This window comes from Nostoc linckia z4, from assembly GCF_002608075.1.
Taxonomy (GTDB): domain Bacteria; phylum Cyanobacteriota; class Cyanobacteriia; order Cyanobacteriales; family Nostocaceae; genus Nostoc; species Nostoc linckia.
In genome coordinates this window covers 147,252-171,181 of record NZ_LAHA01000003.1, presented here as the reverse complement: position 1 = coordinate 171,181, position 23,930 = coordinate 147,252, and the positions used below count along the sequence as shown (strand labels likewise).

The 23,930-nt window shown below is 40.0% G+C and carries 17 protein-coding genes; 12 read left to right on the top strand and 5 right to left on the bottom strand.

Annotation, left to right across the window (positions count from 1 at the left end):
* Positions 1 to 505: 505 nt before the first annotated feature.
* The gene (locus VF06_RS04490) at positions 506 to 1,360 is read right to left on the bottom strand and encodes a cell division protein FtsQ/DivIB (protein ID WP_099067311.1); all 855 of its coding nucleotides are present in this window, start codon (positions 1,358 to 1,360) and stop codon (positions 506 to 508) included.
* A 978-nt stretch (positions 1,361 to 2,338) separates the two neighbouring features.
* Here VF06_RS04490 and VF06_RS04485 point away from each other — a divergent pair.
* Positions 2,339 to 3,670, top strand: a complete 1,332-nt coding sequence (locus VF06_RS04485) for a P-loop NTPase fold protein (RefSeq protein WP_099067310.1) — start codon at positions 2,339 to 2,341, stop codon at positions 3,668 to 3,670.
* An 87-nt stretch (positions 3,671 to 3,757) separates the two neighbouring features.
* Positions 3,758 to 8,809: a WD40 domain-containing protein gene (locus VF06_RS04480; RefSeq protein ID WP_099067309.1), complete on the top strand. Its 5,052-nt coding sequence runs from the start codon at positions 3,758 to 3,760 to the stop codon at positions 8,807 to 8,809.
* Between the two features lie 54 nt (positions 8,810 to 8,863).
* On the opposite strand, the gene VF06_RS04475 is transcribed toward VF06_RS04480, so the two are convergent.
* Positions 8,864 to 9,211, bottom strand: coding sequence for a hypothetical protein (locus VF06_RS04475; RefSeq protein ID WP_099067308.1), 348 nt, complete (start codon positions 9,209 to 9,211; stop codon positions 8,864 to 8,866).
* Positions 9,212 to 9,675: 464 nt separating this feature from the next.
* Between VF06_RS04475 and VF06_RS04470 the strand changes: the two genes are divergently transcribed.
* From VF06_RS04470 to VF06_RS04425, 9 genes are all read left to right on the top strand, one after another.
* Positions 9,676 to 10,509, top strand: a complete 834-nt coding sequence (locus VF06_RS04470; RefSeq protein ID WP_099067307.1) for a photosystem II manganese-stabilizing polypeptide — start codon at positions 9,676 to 9,678, stop codon at positions 10,507 to 10,509.
* 716 nt (positions 10,510 to 11,225) lie between these two features.
* The gene (locus tag VF06_RS04465) at positions 11,226 to 12,002 is read left to right on the top strand and encodes an RNA polymerase sigma factor SigF (protein ID WP_099066790.1); all 777 of its coding nucleotides are present in this window, start codon (positions 11,226 to 11,228) and stop codon (positions 12,000 to 12,002) included.
* 165 nt (positions 12,003 to 12,167) lie between these two features.
* Entirely contained in the window at positions 12,168 to 13,034 is an 867-nt protein-coding gene (locus tag VF06_RS04460; RefSeq protein WP_099066691.1) for a hypothetical protein, read from the top strand.
* A gap of 3 nt (positions 13,035 to 13,037) precedes the next feature.
* Entirely contained in the window at positions 13,038 to 13,289 is a 252-nt protein-coding gene (locus VF06_RS04455; protein ID WP_099066692.1) for a hypothetical protein, read from the top strand.
* 478 nt (positions 13,290 to 13,767) lie between these two features.
* On the top strand, positions 13,768 to 15,051 hold the full coding sequence (gene glyA / locus VF06_RS04450) for a serine hydroxymethyltransferase (protein ID WP_099066791.1): 1,284 nt from the start codon (positions 13,768 to 13,770) through the stop codon (positions 15,049 to 15,051).
* Between the two features lie 189 nt (positions 15,052 to 15,240).
* Positions 15,241 to 16,491, top strand: a complete 1,251-nt coding sequence (locus VF06_RS04445) for a competence/damage-inducible protein A (protein WP_099066693.1) — start codon at positions 15,241 to 15,243, stop codon at positions 16,489 to 16,491.
* A 491-nt stretch (positions 16,492 to 16,982) separates the two neighbouring features.
* A complete protein-coding gene (locus tag VF06_RS04440; RefSeq protein WP_099066694.1) occupies positions 16,983 to 17,663 on the top strand; it encodes an OB-fold-containig protein in 681 nt (226 codons plus the stop codon).
* Positions 17,664 to 17,683: 20 nt separating this feature from the next.
* Positions 17,684 to 19,618, top strand: a complete 1,935-nt coding sequence (locus tag VF06_RS04435) for a flotillin family protein (RefSeq protein WP_099066695.1) — start codon at positions 17,684 to 17,686, stop codon at positions 19,616 to 19,618.
* Positions 19,619 to 20,352: 734 nt separating this feature from the next.
* Positions 20,353 to 21,105 (top strand): PEP-CTERM sorting domain-containing protein, encoded by a 753-nt coding sequence (locus tag VF06_RS04425; protein ID WP_099066697.1) that lies wholly within the window; start codon positions 20,353 to 20,355, stop codon positions 21,103 to 21,105.
* 485 nt (positions 21,106 to 21,590) lie between these two features.
* On the opposite strand, the gene VF06_RS04420 is transcribed toward VF06_RS04425, so the two are convergent.
* Both VF06_RS04420 and VF06_RS04415 read right to left on the bottom strand, forming a co-directional pair.
* Positions 21,591 to 21,941, bottom strand: a complete 351-nt coding sequence (locus VF06_RS04420) for a carbon dioxide-concentrating mechanism protein CcmK (protein WP_096536804.1) — start codon at positions 21,939 to 21,941, stop codon at positions 21,591 to 21,593.
* An 86-nt stretch (positions 21,942 to 22,027) separates the two neighbouring features.
* Positions 22,028 to 22,339, bottom strand: coding sequence for a carbon dioxide-concentrating mechanism protein CcmK (locus VF06_RS04415; protein ID WP_099066698.1), 312 nt, complete (start codon positions 22,337 to 22,339; stop codon positions 22,028 to 22,030).
* A 318-nt stretch (positions 22,340 to 22,657) separates the two neighbouring features.
* Between VF06_RS04415 and VF06_RS04410 the strand changes: the two genes are divergently transcribed.
* Positions 22,658 to 23,548 carry an alpha/beta fold hydrolase gene (locus tag VF06_RS04410; protein ID WP_099066699.1) on the top strand — a complete coding sequence of 297 codons (891 nt, stop codon included), beginning with the start codon at positions 22,658 to 22,660 and terminating at the stop codon, positions 23,546 to 23,548.
* Between the two features lie 144 nt (positions 23,549 to 23,692).
* Here VF06_RS04410 and VF06_RS43475 read toward each other — a convergent pair whose 3' ends face one another.
* A complete protein-coding gene (locus VF06_RS43475; RefSeq protein WP_099066700.1) occupies positions 23,693 to 23,911 on the bottom strand; it encodes a helix-turn-helix domain-containing protein in 219 nt (72 codons plus the stop codon).
* Positions 23,912 to 23,930: the final 19 nt, after the last annotated feature.

The window sequence follows — 23,930 nt, the reverse complement described above, 5'->3', positions numbered from 1 at the left end:
CTTTGTTGTAGCAATAGTCTAGTATAAGAGACTATGTGAGTTGCACCGACAACAAAAGATCGAAATCTCTCTTGCTACACCCTGTTTGGCCAGTTCCAAAGTGTCTTAAAAAGACTAAAGTCAGAGCATTCTCGGCTTTGCACTTTCATAGCGGCCTCAACCATTTTCAGAGATTGTTCTCTGCTTGTGAGTCAGATTTTAATGGAAAACTCAAACATTTTTCTGCTTTTTGCACTGGGTTTAGTTGCAGAATGTATGGCAGAAAGTGTTTGCACGCTAGATGTCATCACTAGATTGTCTGGCATCTTGCACCCCACTACATAGATATTAGGAGCGCAACTACGGGCTTTTTGACTCACAATGGAGATTTTACGATCGGTCTTTTCATTTTAATTAGAAGTTAATGCCGATTTTCCTGCGGTTTGCGAGAAAGCTAAAAATAATAAATATATTTATCAGCATAAAGCTTCTTAATTTACTAAGAGCGCTGAACATATCAGACAGTCTAAATGTTTCCAGGGATTTTGGGAGTTAATTTGGAATTTTTTTGGTTCATTTGTACTAATGGTAATTCGGGATTTTTCAAATCAATATACTCTATTTCGCCAGAATTGAGTTTTGCTGTTATGTGGCGCATTTGAGCTAGTACCTTGATTTGTTCTGATAATTGCGGCCCTGGAGTGCCAAGATGCACGTTTCCTAATTCTGTTTTTAAAATTAAATTCGTTGGATTTTGGCAATCAATTTCCATCACTTTCACCAGGCTTTGACTGATAGCTTGATGAATTTGATTCCAATAGAGGCAGTATTGTTTTGGCAATCCAATAACTCTGAGATTGGGTAATTTTCTGGTGGGGTTGAGTGATGTATATTTTTCTAAGGGTATCCAAACTCCACTTGCATCTAGTAAGCCAATTGTGACTTTTTTGTTACTAGTGCTTTGATTTTGGACTGTTGGTGTTTGAGTCACCGCCACAGGTACTCGTTCTTGGATGTCAACAATCAACCCAGGAGGAAATAGGCGGCGTCTAACGGTGGCATTGGCAATAGTTGGTTGTTGCTTCAAGGAATTGGCGATGGCCGACGGTTCAATTCGCCACAATGACTGGGGGTAAGACAGCACCAATAGCGATCGAGTTGTTTCATCCGACAGTAATTTATTGCCTGATTTCATCACTATTTGCTTAGAAGCTTTGAGCATCCACATTGGTTGGACTGCCACCCACAGCAATCCACTGGCCAAACTGGTAATGGCAATGGTTCGCCAAATCGCCTGAATAATTTTCATCTGCCTTTGCCGACGTAATTTTTTACGACGCTGGGCTAGATCCGTGCGGGAAACTGATATTATGCCAGCCATTCAAACCCCTTTTTCCTTGCAGTCCAAAATCCTTGACGTATTTGTATCATTAATTAATTTCAGTAAACACTGTCGGCATCTGTTAGCCGTACTCCTCAAGACTTTTTTTATTTTTAGTAACACTTTACAGTAACTAAACAAAAATCGTGGCGCTAGTCATTAGTGGTTATTAAAGTTTCCGGTGTCCATTTTGAACTGACTGTAGTCTTTTTGACAAGTTTTCATCTAACTTTCTTCTCTCAATGATTACGAAATATTAATTGAAATATTTAAAATTTTGTTTTATTGACAAATACAATGTGAAATGATAGATGAAAATTTACTAGATTTATGTATACATTGCTATAATTAATACCAGTCCTACCTCATGAGCTATACAAACTGAAAATCATCTAGTCTAGTAGTTTTTGCGACTTGTTAAGTTTAGGATTAACATTTGTGCTAAGCAAACCAAGAGGACAAAGGCATCAGGGAAAACCCGCGATCTCAAACAGTTTACCTGCCACTTTTTTTCTTTTTGTTCAAGCCAAAGCTAGAGATTGTCAAAACCTCAATAGCAGGTGTAAAAAGGACAGATATGCTTAGCGTTATTAGGGTCAATTAAATCTCTACCATATACTCACAGTTACTCGGTGTAGGCTCGCTAGGAGTACTGTCTGTTGCAAGACACTACCAACTTGCAAACTAAGCGTGTGCCTAAATGTAGGCTAGAGATTACTTGTATAAAAAATACAAATTTAATTGCATCTACACACACATCACAAACCCCTTCGAGTAGGGAACTCTTAAGAGGGAACAGGAAACAGCGATCGAAAACTTTAGTTCTGGGTCTAAAGCCCAATTTAAAAAAGACGTTTTTATCAGACGCAAAGCGCGAGGAAAAACGGCGTCCTTGTCATAATCCCACGCTATGGCGTATGGGTTTCCCTGTTTCCTGTTCTCCCAACACTGTTTTCTCTGAAATAGACCTCAACATACATGAGAATGACATTAAATTTGTCACGTTTTTATAAAGCATGTAATCCTAGCTACACATTAAATGTAAGTAACGTGCTAGATCGGCAGTATTACATAGATTTTGCTGATGTACGTGGTTGCAAGATTGTAGAAGAATTGCAACGGACAATCTGTCGTATTTCCCCTGACGAGCCAACCTGCCAGTTATTTACTGGTCACATTGGCTGCGGTAAATCCACAGAGTTGCAGCGCCTGAAAACAGAACTAGAATTGGCGGGATTTCATGTAGTTTATTTTGAGTCCAGTCAAGATTTAGACATGGCGGATATTGATGTCAGCGATATTTTGCTGAGTGTAGCGCGTCAAGTCAGTATTAGTTTAGAAGGGATTGGTATCAAACTCAAACCTGGTTACTTTAGCAATTTGTTTAAAGAAGTAGGCGATTTTTTGCAAAGTCCCATAGAAATTTCAGCAGAAGCAGAGTTGTCCTTAGGAATTGCTAAAATTACCGCCAAAACCAAAGATAGCAATCAGCTGCGTAATCAACTGAGGCAATATCTCGAACCACGCACCAACAGTATTTTGCAAGCGATTAACGAAGAAATTTTAGAAAAAGCTGTTAATCAGCTCAAACTGCGCGGTCAAAAAGGACTGGTAGTGATTGTAGATAACTTAGATCGAGTGGATATGCGTCCCTTAGCATCAGGGCGATCGCAACCAGAGTACCTATTTATCGACCGAGGCGAACAGTTACGCCGACTCAAATGCCACCTAGTTTACACAATTCCCCTAGCACTAATTTTTTCTAATGAGTACGAGACACTGAAAAATCGCTTGGGGGGAGGGATTGCCCCCAAAGTATTACCGATGGTGCTGCTGCGACAAAGAGATGGTAGTGATTATGAACCAGGGATGTCATTGGTACGCCAGTTAGTCTTAGCCAGGGCTTTTCCAGAGGTTCCTTTAGATACAAGACTCTCACTCATTACAGAATTATTCGATAACTCCCAAACCTTGGATCGCTTATGTCGCGTTAGCGGCGGCCACATTCGTAACTTATTGGGTTTACTTTATAGCTGTCTGCAACGACAAGATCCGCCGTTTTCTAGCGACTGCTTAGAAGCTGTGATTAAAGACTACCGTGATGATTTGCTATTAGCTATTGATGAATCCCAATGGGAATTATTGTTTGAAGTAGTACAACAGCAGAGAGTTAAAGGCGAGTCTGACTACCAAAGCTTACTACGAAGCATGTATCTGTTTGAATATCGCGATCCTGTGGGGCGCTGGTTTGGTATCAGTCCAGCCTTAGCAGAAACAGAAAAAGTTTTGGCTTGGCAACAAAACCAATAACACTGGCTTGAAAATAGGGTTGACTGGTGACTGGGGACTGAGCAGCTTTGTCCCTCATCTTCCTCATCCCCCAATGCCCAATGCCCAATGCCCAATGCCCCATACCCAATGACCAAAGAAAATCAACATACTTTGCAAAGACTGATTAGAGCGATCGCCCTTTCTGAGGGTCAATTTGCTTTGATTTTAGTCCGGTGTAATTACGGGCAGCTACGGGAGCAAATGTTAGAAAATATTCGCTCCCTGACTCAAGACATCAATATTAGAGAAATCTTTCTCAATCCATCAACTACTTCCTTACACAACACAATAATTTCAGAATTATTTCTGGATAATCCCGTGGTTGTCACAGACTCTTTGCCATCAGCTGTCATGATTTTTGGTATTGAGTCAATTATCGACCTAGAAAACTTACTTACAGGCATCAACCAAGCACGAGATATCTATGCTGCAACTTTTCCATTCCCAGTAGTATTGTGGCTACAAGATGAAGTAGCATCATTGCTTTCCAGATTAGCCCCTGATTTCAAAAGCTGGGCTGCAACCACTATTAAGTTTGAAATGGCAAAAACAGATTTAATTGCTTTAATTAATCAAGAAGCAGAATCTTTATTTGCCAAAGTTTTAGAAGCAGGTGCTGAAACATTTTTATCTAATGCTTCTCTACATTTAGATCCCAAATCCCAACATCGCCACGAAATAGAATCAGCGCGTAACGATTTGCTGCGCTTGTATGGTATTCAATTAACACCAGGATTAGAAGCGAGTCTAGAGTTTGTTTTAGGGCGAGATAAATATGCTAACGATCAAATTAATGGTGCTTTAGCCAATTATCAAAGAAGCCTAGCATTGTGGCAGAAAGAAACAAGAAGAGTAGCACAGTTGGAAAGTGGCAAAGTCCGGAAAATTAGCGAACAATTACTTTTATCCCCTTCATCCTCTTCATCTCCCACCTTGCGGGAAAATAAAATTACATCTTCCTTACCTTTACTAAAACAAGCAATAGTACTATTTCATCTGGGACTATGTTATCGGCGGATGGCAGACTTAAATCACAGTGCTGATAGTAGCTATTGTCAACATGCTCTTTTATGGTTTAAACAGTGCCTAGAAATATTAGAAGAAGTAGAAAGAGAAGATTTAGTTGCGAAATTTATTTCACCTGTTTGTGAAATGCTACAACGTTTACAAGCTTGGGGTGAATTAAAACAATTAGCTCAAAAATCATTACGTCTACACAAAATTTATGGAAATGCCTTACAAATTGCTCAAAATTATGGTTTTTTAGCGAATGTAGCGGCTTATGAATCAAATTGGGTATTGGCTCATGAACTAGCAAATACAGCACTTTCTATCTGTGAAGCAGCAACAGAAGTTTCCCAAAGAGAAGAAAGTTGGTATCTTCTATTATTAGCGCGTACACAGAGGCATTTAGGCGAGTGGGAAGAAGCGATCGATAACTTGGAATGGGCGAAGGTAGTTTGCGAACTGCAACATCAGCCATCACTTTACATAGAAATTTTAGAGGAATTGCGATCGCTTTACTTTTTTGAGCGTCACGACTACACAGAAGCCTTCAAGCTCAAACGGGAAAAAATTCAAATAGAACACCAATATGGCTTTCGCGCCTTCGTTGGTGCTAGTCAATTACAACCACAACGCTCTAAAATTAACCCAGTATTAGAAGCTGATAAAATATCGTTTATTCCTGAGGAAGTCGCCCAGGAAATATCTGCTTCTGGACGACAACAGGATGTTAATCGCTTAATTGAAAGAATTGCTCGCGCTGACTACAAACTCACAGTAATTTATGGACAATCTGGTGTCGGAAAGAGTTCAATTCTCAAAGCTGGTTTAGTACCAGCACTCAGAAGAAAAGCCATCGGCGAACGCATTCCCATACCTATTGTTTTATCTGTTTATACTGATTGGGTGACAGTTTTAGTAAGCAGTATTAACCAAGCTATAGCACACACAGGAATATCCATTAATCTGGACTATACACCTAATATCCTGCTTGAAAATATTCGCTTGGCAACTGAGCGCAATCATACAATAATTCTGATATTCGACCAATTTGAAGAATTTTTCTTTGTTAGCAGTCCTAGCACACAAAGAATAGAATTTTATAAATTTTTTAGTGAATGTTTAAATATTCCCTATGTCAAAATTATTCTTTCATTGCGAGAAGATTATTTACATTATTTATTAGAATTTGAACGCTTGAGTCAGAAAAATACTACTGAAATATATGACTTAGGAGTCATTAATCAAAATATTCTCGACAAAGATATTCGTTACTATTTAGGAAAATTTTCTCGACAGGATGCCAAAGCGATAATTTATAGTCTGACTCAACGTTCTCATTATGAATTGAGTGATGAATTAATTAATCGATTAGTAGAAGATTTAACAGGAGAACTAGACGAAGTACATCCAATTGAATTACAAATAGTCGGCGCTCAACTAGAAATAGAAAACATTACCACACTGGCACAATATAAACTTTGCGGAGGCTGGACAAAATTAGTGGAGCGCTGGCTAGGAGAAGTAATCAAAGATTGCGGTCAGGAAAATGAAAAATTAAGTTGGAAATTATTATTTGAATTAACTGATGAAAAAGGCACGCGACCATTAAAAACTAAAGGCGATTTAGCTGCTGCACTAGCTAATAATCAAGATATCGATACAATATCAAATTTTAACAGAGTTGGCGAACTGATTTTAGAAATATTGGTAGGTTCGGGGCTGGTGTTGCGAGTCAGAGAAGAATTAGGCGATCGCTACCAGTTAGTTCACGATTATTTAGTTGAACCAATTCGCCAAAAAAACAATTATGGAATTGCAGCCGAATTAGAAAAAATCAAGCTAGAAAAAAAGAAAGCAGAAGTAGCTCAAAAACTTAGTCAACAGCAACTCAATTTAATTTTACAAAGACGGTTAAAAGAAGCACGCATAGCAGGCGTAGTGCTGTCAATCATGGGGGGAACGATAGCAGCATTATGGTGGCAAGCTGACATACAGAAAAGAGCAGCAATTAGCCAAACTTTACGAGCTGAACGCAGTGAAACCAACTTAAAAATTAGTGCGATCGCAGCTGCTAGCGAAGCTTTATTTGCTTCTAATAAAGAATTTGATGCCTTATTAGAAAGTTTACGGGCTTGGAGACGACTTGAAAAGGCAGACTTTGTGCAACCAGACACCCGAATGCGGGTAATCACAGCCCTGCAACAAGCGGTTTATGGAGTAACCGAGGTCAACCGCTTAGAAGGGCACACCGATATTGTCTGGGGAATAGCTTTCAGCCCAGATGGCCAGTTACTAGCATCAGGAAGTCGAGATCGGACAGTAAAACTTTGGCGTCCCAATGGAACCTTACTCCAAACCCTCAAAGGTCATAATGACGCGATAACCGCCGTTAGTTTCAGCCCTGATGGGAAAACCCTAGCCTCCGCCAGTCTTGATAAAACAGTGCAAATCTGGCGTCAAAACCCCATTACGGGTGAGTTTTATCCCCAACCATATAAAACTTTAAAAACACATGGAGATTGGGTTTATAGCGTTAATTTCAGTCCTGATGGCGAGTTATTAGCCACCGCCAGTAAGGATGCAACGATCAAACTTTGGCACAAAGACGGTAGCCTCGTAAAAATACTCAGGGGACACGATGGCTGGGTTAACTGGGTAAACTTTAGTCCTGACGGGCAATTCCTCGCCTCAGCAAGTGACGATAAAACAGTAAAAATCTGGCGACGTGATGGTAGCTTGCTTAGAACTTTGCAGGGACATCAACAAGGTGTAACGGTGGTTGCTTTCAGTCCTGACGGGAAATTGTTAGCGTCGGGAGGCCGAGACAAAACAGTAAGACTTTGGCGGCGAGAGGAAAACAACAGTGCTATTAATTTTGTTCTTTACAAAACATTACACCACCATAGCGACACAGTATGGAGTTTAAGCTTTAGTTTTGATGGTCAAAAATTAGCTTCTGGAAGTGAAGACAACACCATAAATCTCTGGAGTATCACTGGCAGCTTACTTAAAACCTTTAAAGGACACAACGATGGCGTTGCTAGTGTAGCTTTCAGTCCCGATAATAAATTGCTGGCTTCGGGAAGTTTTGACAAAAACATCAAACTCTGGAGTTTAGATGCGCCAACACCGTCTATTCTCCAAGGGCATAAAAATCGAGTTTTGAGCGTTGCTTGGAGTCCCAATGGCCAGATGCTAGCTTCTGGTAGTAGCGATCGCACCGTCAAACTTTGGCAAAGAGACACCACCAGTGGTGAAGTCAAAACCAGACTTTATAAAACCTTGGTCGGGCATACAGATAAAGTTCCTAGTGTTAGTTTTGACCCTAGAGGTGAAATGCTAGCTTCCGGAAGTTATGACAAAACTGTGAAACTTTGGCGGCTTGACGGTACTTCAATCGCGACTCTCTACGGACATAGTGATAGCGTTATGAGCGTAAATTTCAGCCCAGATGGCGAGTTTTTGGCATCAGCTAGTAAAGATAAAACGATAAAGATTTGGAATCGTCAAGGCAAGTTACTCAAAACCCTAGTGGGGCATCACGGCTGGGTGAATAGTGTGAGTTTCAGCCCTGATAATCAGTTTTTAGCCTCTGCCAGCGATGACCAAACAGTAAAACTTTGGCGGCGAGATGGCACGTTACTCAAAACTTTTTCGCCCCATGACAGTTGGGTGTTGAGTGTTAGCTTTAGTCCCACTGATGAATTGCTAGCTTCTGCTAGTTGGGACAACACTGTAAAACTTTGGCGACGGGATGGTACATTGCTAAAAACCTTGTTAAAGGGCTACAGCGATAGCGTCAATGCCGTTTCTTTCAGTCCTAATGGGAAATTACTCGCCGCCGCTAGTTGGGACGGTACAGTGAAACTCTGGAGCCGTGAAGGCAAATTAATCAAAAGCCTCAACGGGCATCACGCTCCAGTATTAAGTGTCAGCTTTAGTCCAGATGGTCAAACACTAGCATCAGCTAGTAATGACAATACGATAATTCTCTGGAATTTAAATCTTCATGACTTAGTTGCTCGCGGTTGCCAGTGGGTGGATGATTACCTCAAACATAACCGCAATATAGAACAGCGCGATCGCCATATTTGTGATGGCATACTCTAGGCAAAGGGGCATAGGGCATTGGTTTTTTACGAATGAGTAATGACTCTTGGTGGATTAACTAAAGGAGGGATCGTTTTCCAAAAGCTCAGGGCTATTTCCTTTGGTGTCTTCTTCAGGAAAATTCGCCAAAAAAGCTTGTAATCTCATCCGCTCAATATAAGGCCAGCCTCCCTCAGATTCAATATCTTTCAGCAGTGAGTAGAGTTGGCGACGGTTAACAGGCAAACTCTGTTGAAAAACCCCATCTCGAATTTCTCGGTGTAACTGCTCTAATTTTCGTAGCAAAGACAAAAGAGCTACAGTGTCGCCTTGACAGCTATCAACTGTATCATGAACCACAGTTGCGATCGCTTGCAATTTAGAAAGCAAATTTTCTGAGTCAATAGTTTTGTTGTTGTTCATCCCATCCTTTCCGTGTAAATGAGGTCAACTCAAATTTACCGGAGATTTTTAATTTTCCCTAGTTTGCCGGCTTGATTGATTGGCCTCACTTGACCCAAGTAGACCAACACCCTGTAGAATTTTCCAGAAGTTTTTTCAACTCTTTGCGTCCCCGCGTCCCCGTGTCTTCCACTTTCAACTTCTTCAATCACGACTGAATATAACTAGATTTGTATTTTTGTGAAAAACATTTGCGATCGCTTCTAAAACAGCGCAGTACCGTTTAGCACAGCCTTCACGGGAGCTAGAGGGGATCGGAACATTGTTGCTTGAGACTAGAGTACTTTGATTTTGAGTTAAAAAAAATCGTATGATCTGGCTGATTTACCCATCAAACAATAGGCGTATGTAGTGGCGTCACATACATAACACAGTTCGATGCAGTTTTACAACTTAGATATTAATTTTTGAGATTGAGGTTGACCATGAGGTATCGCGCTTTAATTGTGGCATTCTTGGCTTTATGCCTGGGGCTAATAACTGCTTGTAGTGATGCTCCTACTACTAGTAGTGGTAGGGATGTACTCACTTACGAACAAATTCGAGGCACTGGCTTGGCTAACAAATGCCCTCAACTATCAGAAACAAGTCGTGGTTCTATTCCCCTTGATTCTAGCCAGTCATACACCATCAAAGAACTTTGCTTAGAACCAACTAGTTTCTTCGTCAAAGAAGAACCTGCTAACAAACGCCAAGAAGCAGAATTTGTTGCTGGCAAACTGTTGACTAGATACACTTCCACCATTGACCAGGTACAAGGCGACCTAAAAATCAACTCAGATAATAGCCTGACTTTTGTGGAAACTGATGGTCTTGACTTCCAAGCCATTACCGTGCAACTCCCTGGTGGTGAGCGAGTACCTTTCCTCTTCACCATCAAAAACTTGGTTGCTCAAACCCAACCCAAATTGACCAGTATTAATACCTCCACTGATTTTGAAGGTAGTTTCAAAGTTCCTTCTTACCGTGGTGCTGCTTTCCTAGATCCCAAAGGTCGTGGTGTGGTTAGTGGCTATGATAACGCCGTAGCTCTACCTGCCCAAGCCGATGACGAAGAACTCACCCGTACTAACGTCAAGCGTGCAGAAATTCTCAACGGTAAGATTTCTCTGCAAATAGCCAAGGTGGATAGCGGTAGCGGTGAAATTGCTGGTACTTTCGAGAGCGAACAGCCATCTGATACTGATTTAGGTGCTGGCGAACCTAAAGAAGTTAAGATTCGCGGTATATTCTACGGTCGGGTTGAAACCAAATCATAGCCAAATTCTTTTGAGTTTTGTAACTGATTGGCATTCAGAACTACAATTCTGTCAGCATCAGCTTTCATCACAAGAGTTAACCCCTTACCCCCTTATTTTTTGGAGTAAGTAGGTTTTTACCAAATGGCTATAAATTAACTACAAAAAAGGGCAAAATGCCCTTTTTTTATTAATTGCGTAAATATACATACTCTTTTTTAATTTTTATTTAATAATTTTTGGATAATTAATGAATTTATCGAACTATATATGTAATTTTACTGTGAATTCAAATTTTACTTTTCCAATAAACTTTTTACTTTTTGAATTTTGTTTATAGAAGTCAATTTGAGAATGAATGGAATAAATTAAGTACAATCTCGGTTTGATATTTGGTAATTAATTATATATTTTATTTCTATGTAGTTTTTCAAATCCAACTACAGATCGTACCCAAATTAATTGCAGAATAAATCACAAATCAGAATTTAGGATCGTCTTTGGCTCTGCTCTGGATTCTTAAGTTTTGCTGGATACAAAACTAAATCGAACTTATTTCAGCCATTTAAATATTGCTAAATTGTCAAGTGAATAATGGTAAATTTCTAAAAAATTTTGTTATTTACCATCAATTTACTAGGGCATACAGCACGATATTGTCTTTAATATCATGTGCGATCGCAGCTGAGTTTAAGCGCGAGTTATTAATTCTTTATTTACTCAATAAACCCGGTGCTATGCCTACCACAGTCACCAATGAATTAAAACATGAAATTTGGCAGTTGTTACGAGAATATCAGCAATCTCGCTCTGAAAATGTTCGCAATCAACTGGTAAAACTCAATTTTGGACTTGTGAGAAAAGAAGCTCACTATTGGACAAATCAATGTCATGAAACCTATGATGATTTGCTCCAAGTTGGATGTTTGGGTTTAATTAGGGCTATTGAAAGATTTGAACTTTCCAAGGGACATGCCTTTAGTTCCTATGCTCTTCCCTATATTCGAGGCGAAATTCAACACTATCTGCGAGATAAAGGCGTCACAGTGCGAATTCCTCGCAGATGGTTAGCACTGCAACAACAAGCAATAGGAATTTCACGTTGTTGGCGTGAAACACATAATCGCCAACCAACAGATTCCGAATTAGCAGCAGCACTAAAAATTTCTCCCACCGAATGGCAAGAGATCAAATTAGCATGGGTGAATCGCGCTCCCTTGAGTTTAGATGTGCCAGTCCAAGATGGAGAAGAAGGTTCTACTTGTTTAGGAGAATTAGTTCCAGATCCTCACTATCGCAGCTTTCAATTAGCACAAGAAGACCAACTTCGCTTGCAACAGGCATTGGTTCAGCTAGAAAAACGCACTCGCGATGTCTTGGAATGCGTGTTTTTGCAAGATTTGACACAAAAGCAAGTAGCTGAACATCTGGGCATTAGTGTAGTAACTGTTTCCCGTAGAGTTAAGAAAGGCTTGGATTTGATGAAACAGCTCATGGGTGTAGCAGAGGATTAACTGCCAACAAAGTAAAACCGCAGTTATGCTGGGTTGACGGTAGAAAAAATAACCATTGAAAATCCAAAAATTAGGTTATAACGGGAAAAGACTTTGCCTTGAAGAGAAATTTCAGGCATGTTAATTTCAATTCTTCAATTCTCCAATGGCTTTTGAGAAAGACTCATGGGCAGAAATTTAACAATTACAATTGCAGCTATTTTTAGCTTGGCCATCGCTGGATGTGCTTCTGAAGAAACACCACAAGCCATAGAGCCGACACCAATTCCGAAAATAGCAAAAAAGTCGCAAACAGCGGCTCAATCCTTCAAAAATCCAGTGATACCTGCTAAACAGGTTTCACAAGTTTCTTCTCCTAGTCTGAGCTTAATTCAATCTACTAATCCTACAGAACGGGCACGAATCGTTTTGGTATCAAAAAATCGCACTGACCCCTTTGCCCAAATTTTTGGACAGACGGTTACTGGAGTACCAAAAACATCCATAAGACCTGTTCCTGTATTACCTAAGCTACCTACTGCATCAATCCCAGGGCGAAAACTGCCAACGAGTACCATAGCTTCAAATCAAAAGAAAAATACCGTTGCTGTTGTACCGAAAAAAGCCAATGCTACCTTAACTTCAGTTTTGCCTAAGGTTTTGCCTCAAGTGGTGCCGAACCCAACTTTAGTATCTGTATTGCCACCTGCACCACAACCTGACTTAGCAAGGGCAGTGGTTGTGACTGGTGTAGTTCTCATTACTAAAGAACCCCAGGCAATTATTAAAGTACCGGATGAACCCACGAGTCGTTACGTCCAGGCAGGACAGCGATTAGCAAATGGCGTACTAATTAAACGCATTGAAATGAATGGAGGTTCCAATCCGATTGTGATTTTGGAACAAAATGGCATCGAAGTTGCCAAAATGGTAGGGGAAGGGCCTGTCAACTCAACGCCATCAGCAGCAACCCCATCAGCGGCATCTGCAACTGGCAATCCTATTTTAGGAACAACAGCCCCCCAAAATCCAATTAATGTGGGAGCTTCATAAAAGATGGAAACTAAGGAAACAATTGAATTCCCTGGTTTGCCTTTAGCAGTTTATCGAGAAATCGCGGCGCATTTACGTCAAGTGGAAGGGGTAGAAGTAGATTTAATTCCCCAGTCATCTCAACAGTTTGATTACAATCAAAGCCAAATTGGCGGCTTAGGGATTACGCGCTCAGCAAACTCTACTTTAGAAAGTCAGCAACGAGTTAACCAGATTTTGGCTTACTATCAAAATCGCTATCTGAATCCTATTTGATTTGTGAAAATAGCAAACCTCTGACTCCCGACTTCTCTGAGAAATCGGGAGTCTTGTTATTTGATTTAAGCAGGACTTACGCAGCGAGATTATTTGTTGAGGTCGGGAATAGGGCATTGGGCATTGGGCATAGGGGATTTTTTCTTGCACAATGCCCCATATACAGCCCAAACCCTTAATTTTTCGTTTACCATGCGTAACTTCTATTAACGTGAATTCGACAGATTCCAAAGAAACGCTCTCTGTGGGAACCTCTCCCCGCTTCGGGAAGAGAAACTTGAATAACGCAGGGTGAAAAAGCAACGTTATGATTGTTAATGCATTAATCGAGCTTGAGTTTAACTTTAATTCAATTAATTGCCTTTCTAGAGCAGTCAAAAACCATTGAACTACTTTGAGCTATGGACGCTTGACTGTTGTTTAGGTGCTGATACAACTAAAATCAGCCGTTGTCCAAATTTCCATAAGGATAATCGAAGTGACTAAGACTAATTCAGATTTTCTCATCTCCAGCGATCCGGCGATCGCGGGGTTAATCAACGACGAACTACAGCGTCAGCAAGACCATTTGGAGTTGATTGCTAGTGAAAACTTTACTTCGCCTGCGGTACTGGCAGCTCAAGGTTCAGTACTGACAAATAAATACGCCGAAGGACTGCCTGGTAAACGCTACTATGGCGGTTGTGAGTTTATCGACAAAATTGAGCAACTGGCCATTGACCGTGCTAAACAACTGTTTGGGGCTGCCCATGCCAATGTACAACCTCATTCTGGGGCACAAGCGAATTTTGCTGTATTTCTGACCCTCCTAGAACCAGGGGACAAAATTATGGGGATGGATTTGTCTCATGGCGGACATCTCACCCACGGTTCTCCTGTAAACGTCTCAGGTAAGTGGTTCCAAGTTAGTCATTACGGTGTCAGCAAACAGACAGAACAACTTGACTATGACCAAATTCGGGAGCTGGCGCTAAGGGAGCGTCCTAAGCTGCTGATTTGTGGTTATTCCGCTTATCCCCGTATCATCGATTTTGAAAAATTCCGTAGTATTGCTGATGAAGTCGGCGCTTATTTACTTGCTGATATTGCCCATATCGCTGGTTTAGTTGCTAGTGGTCTTCATCCAGACCCGATTCCTCATTGTCATGTTGTAACAACAACTACCCATAAAACTCTACGCGGCCCTAGAAGTGGTTTAATCTTGACTGGAGATGCAGAACTGGGTAAAAAGCTTGATAAATCAGTTTTTCCTGGCAGCCAGGGCGGGCCATTGGAACATGTGATTGCTGCTAAGGCAGTAGCTTTTGGAGAAGCCCTCAAGCCAGAGTTTAAAACCTATTCTGCCCAAGTGATTGAAAATGCTCGTGCTTTGGCAGAACAATTACAAAATCGCGGCTTAAAGTTAGTATCTGATGGCACTGATAACCATTTAATGCTGGTAGATTTACGTTCTATTGGTATGACCGGTAAGCAAGCCGATCAACTAGTCAGCCGTGTGAATATTACTGCTAACAAAAATACTGTTCCCTTCGATCCGCAGTCGCCATTTGTGACCAGTGGTCTAAGGTTAGGTTCCCCAGCAATGACAACACGGGGCTTAGGAGTAGCAGAGTTTACCGAAATAGCAAATATTATCGCCGATCGCCTGCTTTCTCCAGATTCCGAAGAAGTCGCCCAAGATTGTAAACGCCGGGTGGCTGCATTGTGCGATCGCTTCCCCTTATATCCTCACTTGCAAATTCCAGTACCAGCACTAGTGTGAAATGATAGTTAGGAGTTAAGAGTTAAGAGTGATGAGTTTTAAGTTTTCCACTCCCAACTCATACCAGCCATAGCCTGAGATGATACTTAGAGAGTTAAGAGTGATAAATTTTAACTCCTAACTCCTAACTCCTACCTCCTAACTCCTACCTCCTAACTCCTAACTCCTAACTCTTAACTATTCCTTCCAATGAGTGCAGAAATTATTTGTGTTGGTACAGAATTGCTACTAGGAGACATCCTCAATGGCAATGCTCAATTTTTGGCGCAACAATTAGCCCAGTTAGGTATTCCCCATTATTATCAAACTGTGGTTGGTGATAATCCAGAACGGTTAAAGCAAGTTATAGAAATTGCTATTTCCAGGGCACAAATTCTGATTTTTACTGGTGGTCTTGGCCCCACTCCAGATGACCTCACTTGTGAAACTATCGCCGATTTTTTTCAAGCCCCCTTGGTAGAAGACCCAGAAATTATCGAAGATATAACCAAGAAATTCGCCCAACGTGGTCGAGTAATGTCACCAAGTAACCGCAAGCAGGCTTTAATTCCGCAAGGGGCGGAAATTCTACCCAATCCCACTGGAACTGCACCAGGTATCATTTGGCAACCCCGTCCAGAAATCACGATTTTTACTTTTCCTGGGGTTCCCAGTGAAATGCACCCGATGTGGAAAGAAACAGCCGTTCCCTTTCTCAAAAGTCAAGGTTGGGGTAAGGAAATTATTTACAGCCGCAGTTTAAAGTTTTGGGGTATTGGTGAATCTGCTTTAGCGGAAAAGGTTGCTTCTTATTTAAATTTGCCAAATCCCACCGTAGCCACCTATGCAGGTAAAGGGGAAGTCAGATTGCGAGTTTCTGCAAAAGCAAATTCAGAAGCAGCGGCAGAAGCTTTGATTGCACCTGTGGAAAAACAAATTAAAGAAATCGCTGGGCTGGATTTTTACGGTATCAATGATGATAATCTTGCTTTTGTTGTTGGTGAGTTATTGCGTGGATCAAAAGAAACGCTTTCAGTGGCAGAATCTTGCACTGGTGGTGGACTAGGGCAAATGTTAACAGAGATTTCTGGGAGTTCTGATTACTTTTGGGGTGGAGTCATTTCTTATGACAATTCAGCGAAGGTTAAGTTGCTAGGAGTTCACCAGGAAGATTTAGATAAATTTGGTGCGGTAAGTGCTACCGTTGCAGAACAAATGGCAATTGGAGTTAAAACCCGACTTTCTACAACTTGGGGATTGAGTATCACTGGTATTGCTGGCCCTACTGGGGGAACAGATACTAAACCAGTGGGTTTGGTTTATGTCGGTTTGGCTGGGCCGAAGGATGAAGTGGCAAGTTTTGAGTATCATTTTGGTGCGGCGCGAGGACGTTCTCTGATTCGCCATGTGAGTGCAAATGCAGCGTTGGATAGTTTGCGACGGAGGTTGTTAACAAGGTAGCAACTAATTAATATTTATCATTACCAGCAAAGTGAAGTAATCGCCAAAACTCTGGGATTGCTTCCCTACACTTCGTTTCGGTCGCAATGACAATATCAGCGTTGGGTAAGTCCTATATTTGCTGAATTCAGATTGCTAATTTTTAAAAATTTTAAGATTTATATTATTTTACTAGATAAATAATCCTAGCTCTTTCGTTATGGGCAACTATTCATAAAATGGACATGGAATTTTATGTATTATTTTTGTAGTATAATACGAGAGAGTCAGAATTTAGAGGTCTTAGAGTCACATGGTTATAAGTCTTTATCAGCTTTTTTCTGAACTTACCGCTTTTATTGGTCAACTTTAACAATAAAAAATAAAGACCTTAGTCGTCAAAATTATCCAATTTAATTTTGCACAATTGCAAGCATTAAAGAAATTCGGAATTTTCTTGGAAGAGTATTATATATTACTAAACTACCAGCACATATCATTAACGAAATATTATGCTGTTTAGTCTCAACAACTTGCCCTATTGGATTTTTCTAGGAATGGGAATTTTGCTGTTCTTTTTTATGATAATTTCCGGTGGTGGAGGGGAAGATTTTGATATTGATGCAGATGTGGATGTAGATGCAGATGTAGACGCAGATAGCAATCACGAATTGGGTTTTGGGCAATTCTTGGGATGGGCTGGAATTGGAAAAGCTCCATTAATATTGTTACTGGCTACAGATTTGAGTTTGTGGGGTCTTTTGGGGTGGATGTTGAATGTTTGGATTGGTGGAGTTTCTAATAATATTGGGAGCTTTATCGGCAGCATTATATTATTTGGTTCACTAATTATTAGTTTATTATTGGGAGGATTAATAGCGCAACCAATTGGGAAAATATTTGCCGAATTTGGCGAAGATGTGAGTAGCGATCGCTTAATAGGTTGCATTGGAATTGTCACATCAGCTTATATTCCAACTCAGAATCAGGGCAGAATTGGACAAGTAGATGTGCTAGATGCAAAACGCAATCTTTTAACTATTAGTGCTGTTTTACCAGACTGGGTAACTGTTGCACCACAACGCGGAGAAAGAGTTTTAATTATTGAACATCAAGCACAAATTTACGTAGTTATTGCTAAAGATAGTCACGATGAAGAATACTGGTTAACAAATTCATCTCGAAGGGATTAAATTTATTAAGAGGTAAAAAGATGCTTTTTTGGTTGACTTTTCTTCAGTATTTACCGAGTGTTAAAATCGCTGAAATTCCAGAGATTAAATTGCAACAACAAAAACAAATAACATTAATTGACCAAACACTTCCAGTAAAAGTTATGCCTAGTTTTGCTCAAATCGATGGTGGATTAGTTTTTCCAGCCGTGATTGGTGGCTTAGTTTTGTTACTCTTATTCAGCTTGTTTGCTTACACGCGGGTTTATGTAGTGACACCCAACAACGAAGCTTTCGTCAGGACTGGGGGTCTTTTTATTAAAAAGAAAGCGGTAATTCTCTATGGCGGTTGTATTATTTTACCGGGATTTCATCAGCTAACACGTGTACCTCTGCGAGAAATTTCCATTGATGTGGAACGGACTGGTAAACTTGCAGTCCGGACTAAAGATTATTTACGAGCAGATATCCGCGTAACTTTTTATGTGTGTATTAATGCCTCAGAAGAAGATGTCTTGACAGCAGCCGCTAGACTCTCTCAAAGTGGTACTAAAATTACTCCTGAAGATATCAAAAATGCTTTAGAAAAAAGAGCAGATGACGCAATTAGAGCGGCAGCTAAAACTAAAGAGTTAGCAGAAATTGATTCTGATAAATTGGGTTTTGCTCAAGAAGTTTTGAACTTAGTCGGCCCGGATTTAAAAAAAGTCGGCTTAACTTTAAATAATATTGCCATTTCGGAAATATTAGAAAGTGTTACCTACGATCCAGATAACTTTTTTGATGCCCAAGGCGTGCGTTTGCGAACCGAAATTATTCAGCGTTCGATTCAACAAAAGCGAGAAGTAGAGTTAGCAACCCAAGTAACGATTGAGCAAAAAGAACTGGATGCCGAAAAGCGATCGCTACAAATTGCCCAAGAACAAGAAAGTGCGAAACTAGAGCAAAAATTACAAGTAGAAGCACTCAAAGCACAGCGAGAACGGGAAATTCAAGAATCCAAAGACAGGGAAGCTGCAACAGTACGCAGAACTAAAATTTTACAAGAAAAATCAGTTGAAGAAGAAGAAATTCGCAAAAAATTAGCGGTGCAACAAAGCCAAATTGAAGCTGATATTGCTCTGGAAGAACGCAATAAACAGCTAAAGGTAGTACAAGCACTGCAAAAACAAGAATCCGAACTCGCAGAGATTACACGCCAACAAACTGTAGAATCAGGAAAATTACAGGCACAAGTGCAGATAGTGGAGTCAGAACGACTGGCAAAACTAGCTCAAGAAGATGTGGCCATCGCCATTGCCAATAAAAAACGCGAAAGCTTTGTAGCACAAGCAGAACAAGCCAAAGCAGAAGAATCAGTTAAAACCGCCAGTGAAGTGGAAAAAGCGCAACGCAACCAACGCCTATCAATCATTGCTGCGGAACGAGAAGCGCAAGAAAAAAATATTAGCGATCGCAATGTCGTCGAAATTGATGCTTTCCGCCGTCGTCGCCAAGCTGAAATCGCCCAAGAAGCAGCAGAATTAGAAGCAGAAGCAATTCGCACTTTAGCAGCAGCTAACCGCGATCAAGTTTTAGCCGAAGCCGAAGGTATTCGCGCCAAAATTGCTGCGGAAAATTCCATTAGTAATGCCAATCTCACTGCCAAAATTATTACAACTATTTGGCCAGAATTAGCCGACAAACTACCAGAAATTCTGACTGCCTTAGCACCACAACCAGGAGTTTTAGGAGATACTCGCATTTATTCATTCCCTGGTGCAAATGGCAGCAACGGCAGTCAAGATATTAACAAATTGCTACTATCTACTAGCGGACTTTCCTTAATCAATACCTTACTGGAAGAAGGTAAATTAGGCGAACTCATAGGTCAAATCAATCAGTTAGTGCGTGGTAATAACCAAGTAATAACTAGCACATTAACTCACCCCACCTTAGAAAATCCGTCAATACCAACTGATGGAAAGAATTTGTAATTCGCGCATTATTATGAATTAAACGCTAAAACCCTTGATTTATCCTTGTATAGACTAGCAATTGCAACCTCTCTATAGAACGGATAATTATTGTAGGACTTACGCAAAAACTCTCTGAAACTCTTATTTCTCCGTGGCCTCTGTGTCCTCTGTGGTTGGATTTTCCGTTACCTGTGCGTAAGTCCTGTATTGATATTTCGTTGATTTGAATAATTCACATCAGACGTAATTCATTTTTTTGACACCCCCGTTGTTTTATAAACGGGGGATTCTTCCATCACAAGGAATTCAATGATTTTAACCTCACAATAGATTGAACTTATTTTGCAAGTTGTTCATGTCTTTAGCAGCCATCATCAAGCAGAAATGACTCAAATTGTCATTGCCACCGAAACGGAGTGCAGACAAGCAATCTCAACGTCAGGGGAGATGACTACGCTATCGCTCGCCATGATGAAATTAGGTGATTTTTGCGTAAGTCCTGGGAGTAAAAATATAGTTTCTTTATGTAGAGGATATTCTTTCATTAAGATTTTATAATCCTTGGTAAATATAAATAATAACTTCATTATTTGGCAGTATAAATAGCATTTTGAAGCAGATATAGATTGATAAATTTACTCAAATATTGATTGGAGTATGAGACATAAATCTAGTAATTATGCCCTGTTCTTTTCTGACGGCTAAATCACATAATTGATGCAGAACAAAGAAAAAACAGGAACTCAAAACAGATGTCTTTTAATAAAATTGCTTCTATTATTGCTCTCTCTACAATTGCTTCTATTGGTTATGCTGGTTCAGCACATGCTTTAGGATTTACATATGAAGCTGGATCTTACCGCCAATCTACAGTAACAAATGAAGGTGTTTTTTCTAGCAACGTTAATAGTCCAGGTTATACAACCTTTGATTTTAATAATAGTCAAATACCAGGCAATGACCTAGTAAAATATTCTTTTTCTAAAGGTACTTATTCTACCACAGCTTATTCTGGTCAAACTGGTATTTATTCAGATGTTTGGGCACCTTCTGGCGCTAATGCAGAAGTCAACCAAACTAATTATTTAGCAGTTTTCTCTGATAGCGATACCATCATTGAAGCCCAGGGTAATAATACTTTTAGTTATTTCGGTTTTGATGCAGGGGCTTTAAGTGTAGGCAACACATTGAAATTCTTCAATGGCACTACTTTAATCAGAGAATTGACATACGAAATACTGAATGGAACCGCTACTGTTGGAGCCTCCCAACACGGTGGTCAAAAGAATGGCTTCTTTGAGTTTTTCTCAGAAGGTGCCAATGACAAGTTTAATAAAATTGTCATTTCTCAAACAGAAGGTGGCGGCTTTGAAAGTGATAACCATACATTTCGTGTTGAAAGTGTGCCTGAACCTAGTGTTACTTTAGGTATGCTAGCTGTAGGCGGCTTATTTCTACGCAAACGTAAAAACCAAAAATTACAAGCCGCAAAAGAATCTGCTTGAACAAAAGTTTAGTTTTGGTATAGCAAGGTACTGGGGATTAGGGACTGATGACCTTATAAGACAAAAGTAAAAAATTAAAAGGCACTCATATAGAAAAAGTGCTGGTACTAAGCCCCCAACTTTGTTATGGAACGAAATAAAAACATTTATTTCGAGACCTGGAGAGTGAAGAAATAAGACGTTGATTATAAATCCCCTAAATTTATTTATGGGGATTATTTTTTTACTTTTTACTTTTTAGTATCTCAAGAATACAGGAATCCTATTTGATTTTTGAACAAAATTCTGTACACTTTACTCTTTTATTGAATTCTAGTATTTTGAATGGCGATCGCTATTCAAAATAAATAATACAGATATTATTAGTTTTGATATTTGAGCAAAGCCAAAGACACTTGACTTCCAAAGAAGCAATAGCGTAGCGTTAGCGAGCCTGCGAGCGTCTGACTCCGCCAACGCCAAAAGAGAAAAAACTGGATTTGATGTTATCGTCCGTTGGAGGATCTAACAATGGGGTTTTCTACAGATTCTCGATATTGTTGGACTTCTTCTGTATAAGCAATTGGTAGAACAGCTTCAACGTTTTCATGGGGACGAGGAATAATCACCCAAGATTCTAAGGTACCGCCATAAACATTTTCTGCGGCTTCAACACCAGCAGCCATAGCTGTTTTGACTTCAGAAACATCACCACGAATATTAACTGTAAAGCGAGCGCTACCAACTCGGATGTAACCAACCAGAGTGACTCGACCGGCTTTTACCATAGCGTCTGCTGCTGCTAGCACAGCAGGAAAACCTTTAGTTTCCAGCGATCCGACTGCTTGTAGGGACATTAGTAATCTCCTGTATGAATAAATGATATGTGGCGCGACAAATTAACTGTACGAAGCTTCGCTACAGATTGTGATGGCGAAATTGCCTAGAAAATACGGAAAGGTTCTGATTTTTGAGTGAAATGGATTGGTAATATAGTTTCCACATTTTCCGGGGGATTGGGAACTATATAGTGAGTGATTACTGTTTCAGCCTTTACTTGCTCTCCAGCATCAATACCTTCTGCAACAGCTCTTTTTACTTCAGCAACTTGTCCCCGGACGGCTACTACAAAGCGGCCGCTCTCAGCTAGACCATAATACACCAGCGTGACTGCGGCAGATTTCACCATTGCATCTGCCGCAGCTAAGACACTAGGAAATCCTAAAGTTTCAATTACGCCAACCGCCATCGGCATGGCATTAGCTCCTGAGTCAATAAATAATAAGTGATATTTATTGTACGTGGGTTTAGTCCCAATTTTGACATTTTGGCAAACTTTCTTTAATGGCAGGTGTTGGGGTAGTAGGCAACACAGAGGTATACTATTTGGGATTTTAAATTGAAAATGCCTTTATAGTTTTTGGTTTTATGAATCTATATGTAGCAGTATTTTTACAGTTGAATGATGTTTTATACATTAAAAATATTAATTAATAGTATTAGTCAATGTAATTTTGTAATTTAAAAAAATCGGCGATGTTTAGCAGTGACCTAGTACGATAAACTGATATTTATGTTTCCAAATTTTCTTCCTCAAACAGTTGGGCAGCTAACAGAACCAGCGTCCATAACTCTGGCTCAGAATATTCAAACAACTGCTCTCACTACGCCTTTAACTAATGAACCAATTACCACAGCTTATGTTAAGCAAGGGAGTGGTGGTACTCCGATTTTACTAATTCACGGTTTTGATAGTTCTGTATTAGAATTCCGTCGGCTTTTGCCATTGCTTGCTGGCAATAATGAAACTTGGGCAGTGGATTTGTTGGGTTTTGGCTTTACAGATAGACTATCAGGAATTGCCTATAGCCCGTCTGCAATTAAAATCCATCTTTATGATTTTTGGAAAAGCTTGATTAACCAACCTGTAATTTTGGTGGGTGCTTCAATGGGGGGTGCTACGGCCATTGATTTAGCTTTGAGTTATCCAGAATTAGTGAAGAAGTTAGTGTTAATTGATAGTGCTGGTTTGGCTGGTGGTTCGCCATTAAGTAAATTAATGTTTCCACCATTGGATTATTTAGCAACTCAGTTTTTGAGTAATATGAAAGTGCGCGATCGCATTGCCCGCATTGGATATAAAAATCAAAGTCTTGCCTCTTTGGATGCTTTATATTGCAGTGCATTACACCTACAAATGCCCAATTGGCATCAAGCTTTAATTGCTTTCACTAAAAGTGGTGGTTATAGTGCTTTTAGATTCAAAAAAATATCACAAATTCTGCAACCAACGCTAATTTTATGGGGAGATTCCGATAAAATTTTAGGTATTAAAGATGCCATAAGATTTAAAAGAGCAATTCCCCAAAGTACCCTAATCTGGATTCAAGATTGTGGCCATCTTCCTCACTTAGAACAACCACAAATCACCGCCCAGAATATTTTAAAATTTTCTAGTGAGTGATATTAATGAAAAAGTAAAAAGATAATCTCCATCAATTAATTTAGGAAATTATCTTTTTACTTCTGGGCTTTCTGTTCTCAAGTTAACGCCAATGAGCAACGCGCTTTGCCCTTATGAAGTTGTGTTCTACCCAATCATGAATAACTATAAAAGTGGTCTGATTCTAGCTCTATAGTCCATCAAGGCTCCTTGGCTAACCACAGTCCGTCCATTTCTTCTAGTAGTGGGAATCTGTCCTCTTTGCAGAGCCATGTATAGAGTACTCTGGTCTACACCTAAAAATCTCGCTGCTTGTACGAGTGAAGTACCCTGTTGAAGGATACTCCCTCTTCTTCTGTTCCTAAATGATGAGGGACGTGTCATGGCGAAATGTAAAGAACAA

Coding starts and splice junctions, on each gene's coding strand:
- VF06_RS04460 (WP_099066691.1), top strand. CDS start 12,168: ATGGGCAGAAATTTAACAATTACAATTGCAGCTATTTTTAGCTTGGCC.
- VF06_RS04435 (WP_099066695.1), top strand. CDS start 17,684: ATGCTTTTTTGGTTGACTTTTCTTCAGTATTTACCGAGTGTTAAAATC.
- VF06_RS04475 (WP_099067308.1), bottom strand. CDS start 9,211: ATGAACAACAACAAAACTATTGACTCAGAAAATTTGCTTTCTAAATTG.
- VF06_RS04410 (WP_099066699.1), top strand. CDS start 22,658: ATGTTTCCAAATTTTCTTCCTCAAACAGTTGGGCAGCTAACAGAACCA.
- VF06_RS04485 (WP_099067310.1), top strand. CDS start 2,339: ATGAGAATGACATTAAATTTGTCACGTTTTTATAAAGCATGTAATCCT.
- VF06_RS04455 (WP_099066692.1), top strand. CDS start 13,038: ATGGAAACTAAGGAAACAATTGAATTCCCTGGTTTGCCTTTAGCAGTT.
- VF06_RS04480 (WP_099067309.1), top strand. CDS start 3,758: ATGCCCAATGCCCCATACCCAATGACCAAAGAAAATCAACATACTTTG.
- VF06_RS04425 (WP_099066697.1), top strand. CDS start 20,353: ATGTCTTTTAATAAAATTGCTTCTATTATTGCTCTCTCTACAATTGCT.
- VF06_RS04420 (WP_096536804.1), bottom strand. CDS start 21,941: ATGTCCCTACAAGCAGTCGGATCGCTGGAAACTAAAGGTTTTCCTGCT.
- VF06_RS04470 (WP_099067307.1), top strand. CDS start 9,676: ATGAGGTATCGCGCTTTAATTGTGGCATTCTTGGCTTTATGCCTGGGG.
- VF06_RS04445 (WP_099066693.1), top strand. CDS start 15,241: ATGAGTGCAGAAATTATTTGTGTTGGTACAGAATTGCTACTAGGAGAC.
- VF06_RS04490 (WP_099067311.1), bottom strand. CDS start 1,360: ATGGCTGGCATAATATCAGTTTCCCGCACGGATCTAGCCCAGCGTCGT.
- VF06_RS04415 (WP_099066698.1), bottom strand. CDS start 22,339: ATGCCGATGGCGGTTGGCGTAATTGAAACTTTAGGATTTCCTAGTGTC.
- VF06_RS04465 (WP_099066790.1), top strand. CDS start 11,226: ATGCCTACCACAGTCACCAATGAATTAAAACATGAAATTTGGCAGTTG.
- VF06_RS04440 (WP_099066694.1), top strand. CDS start 16,983: ATGCTGTTTAGTCTCAACAACTTGCCCTATTGGATTTTTCTAGGAATG.
- VF06_RS43475 (WP_099066700.1), bottom strand. CDS start 23,911: ATGACACGTCCCTCATCATTTAGGAACAGAAGAAGAGGGAGTATCCTT.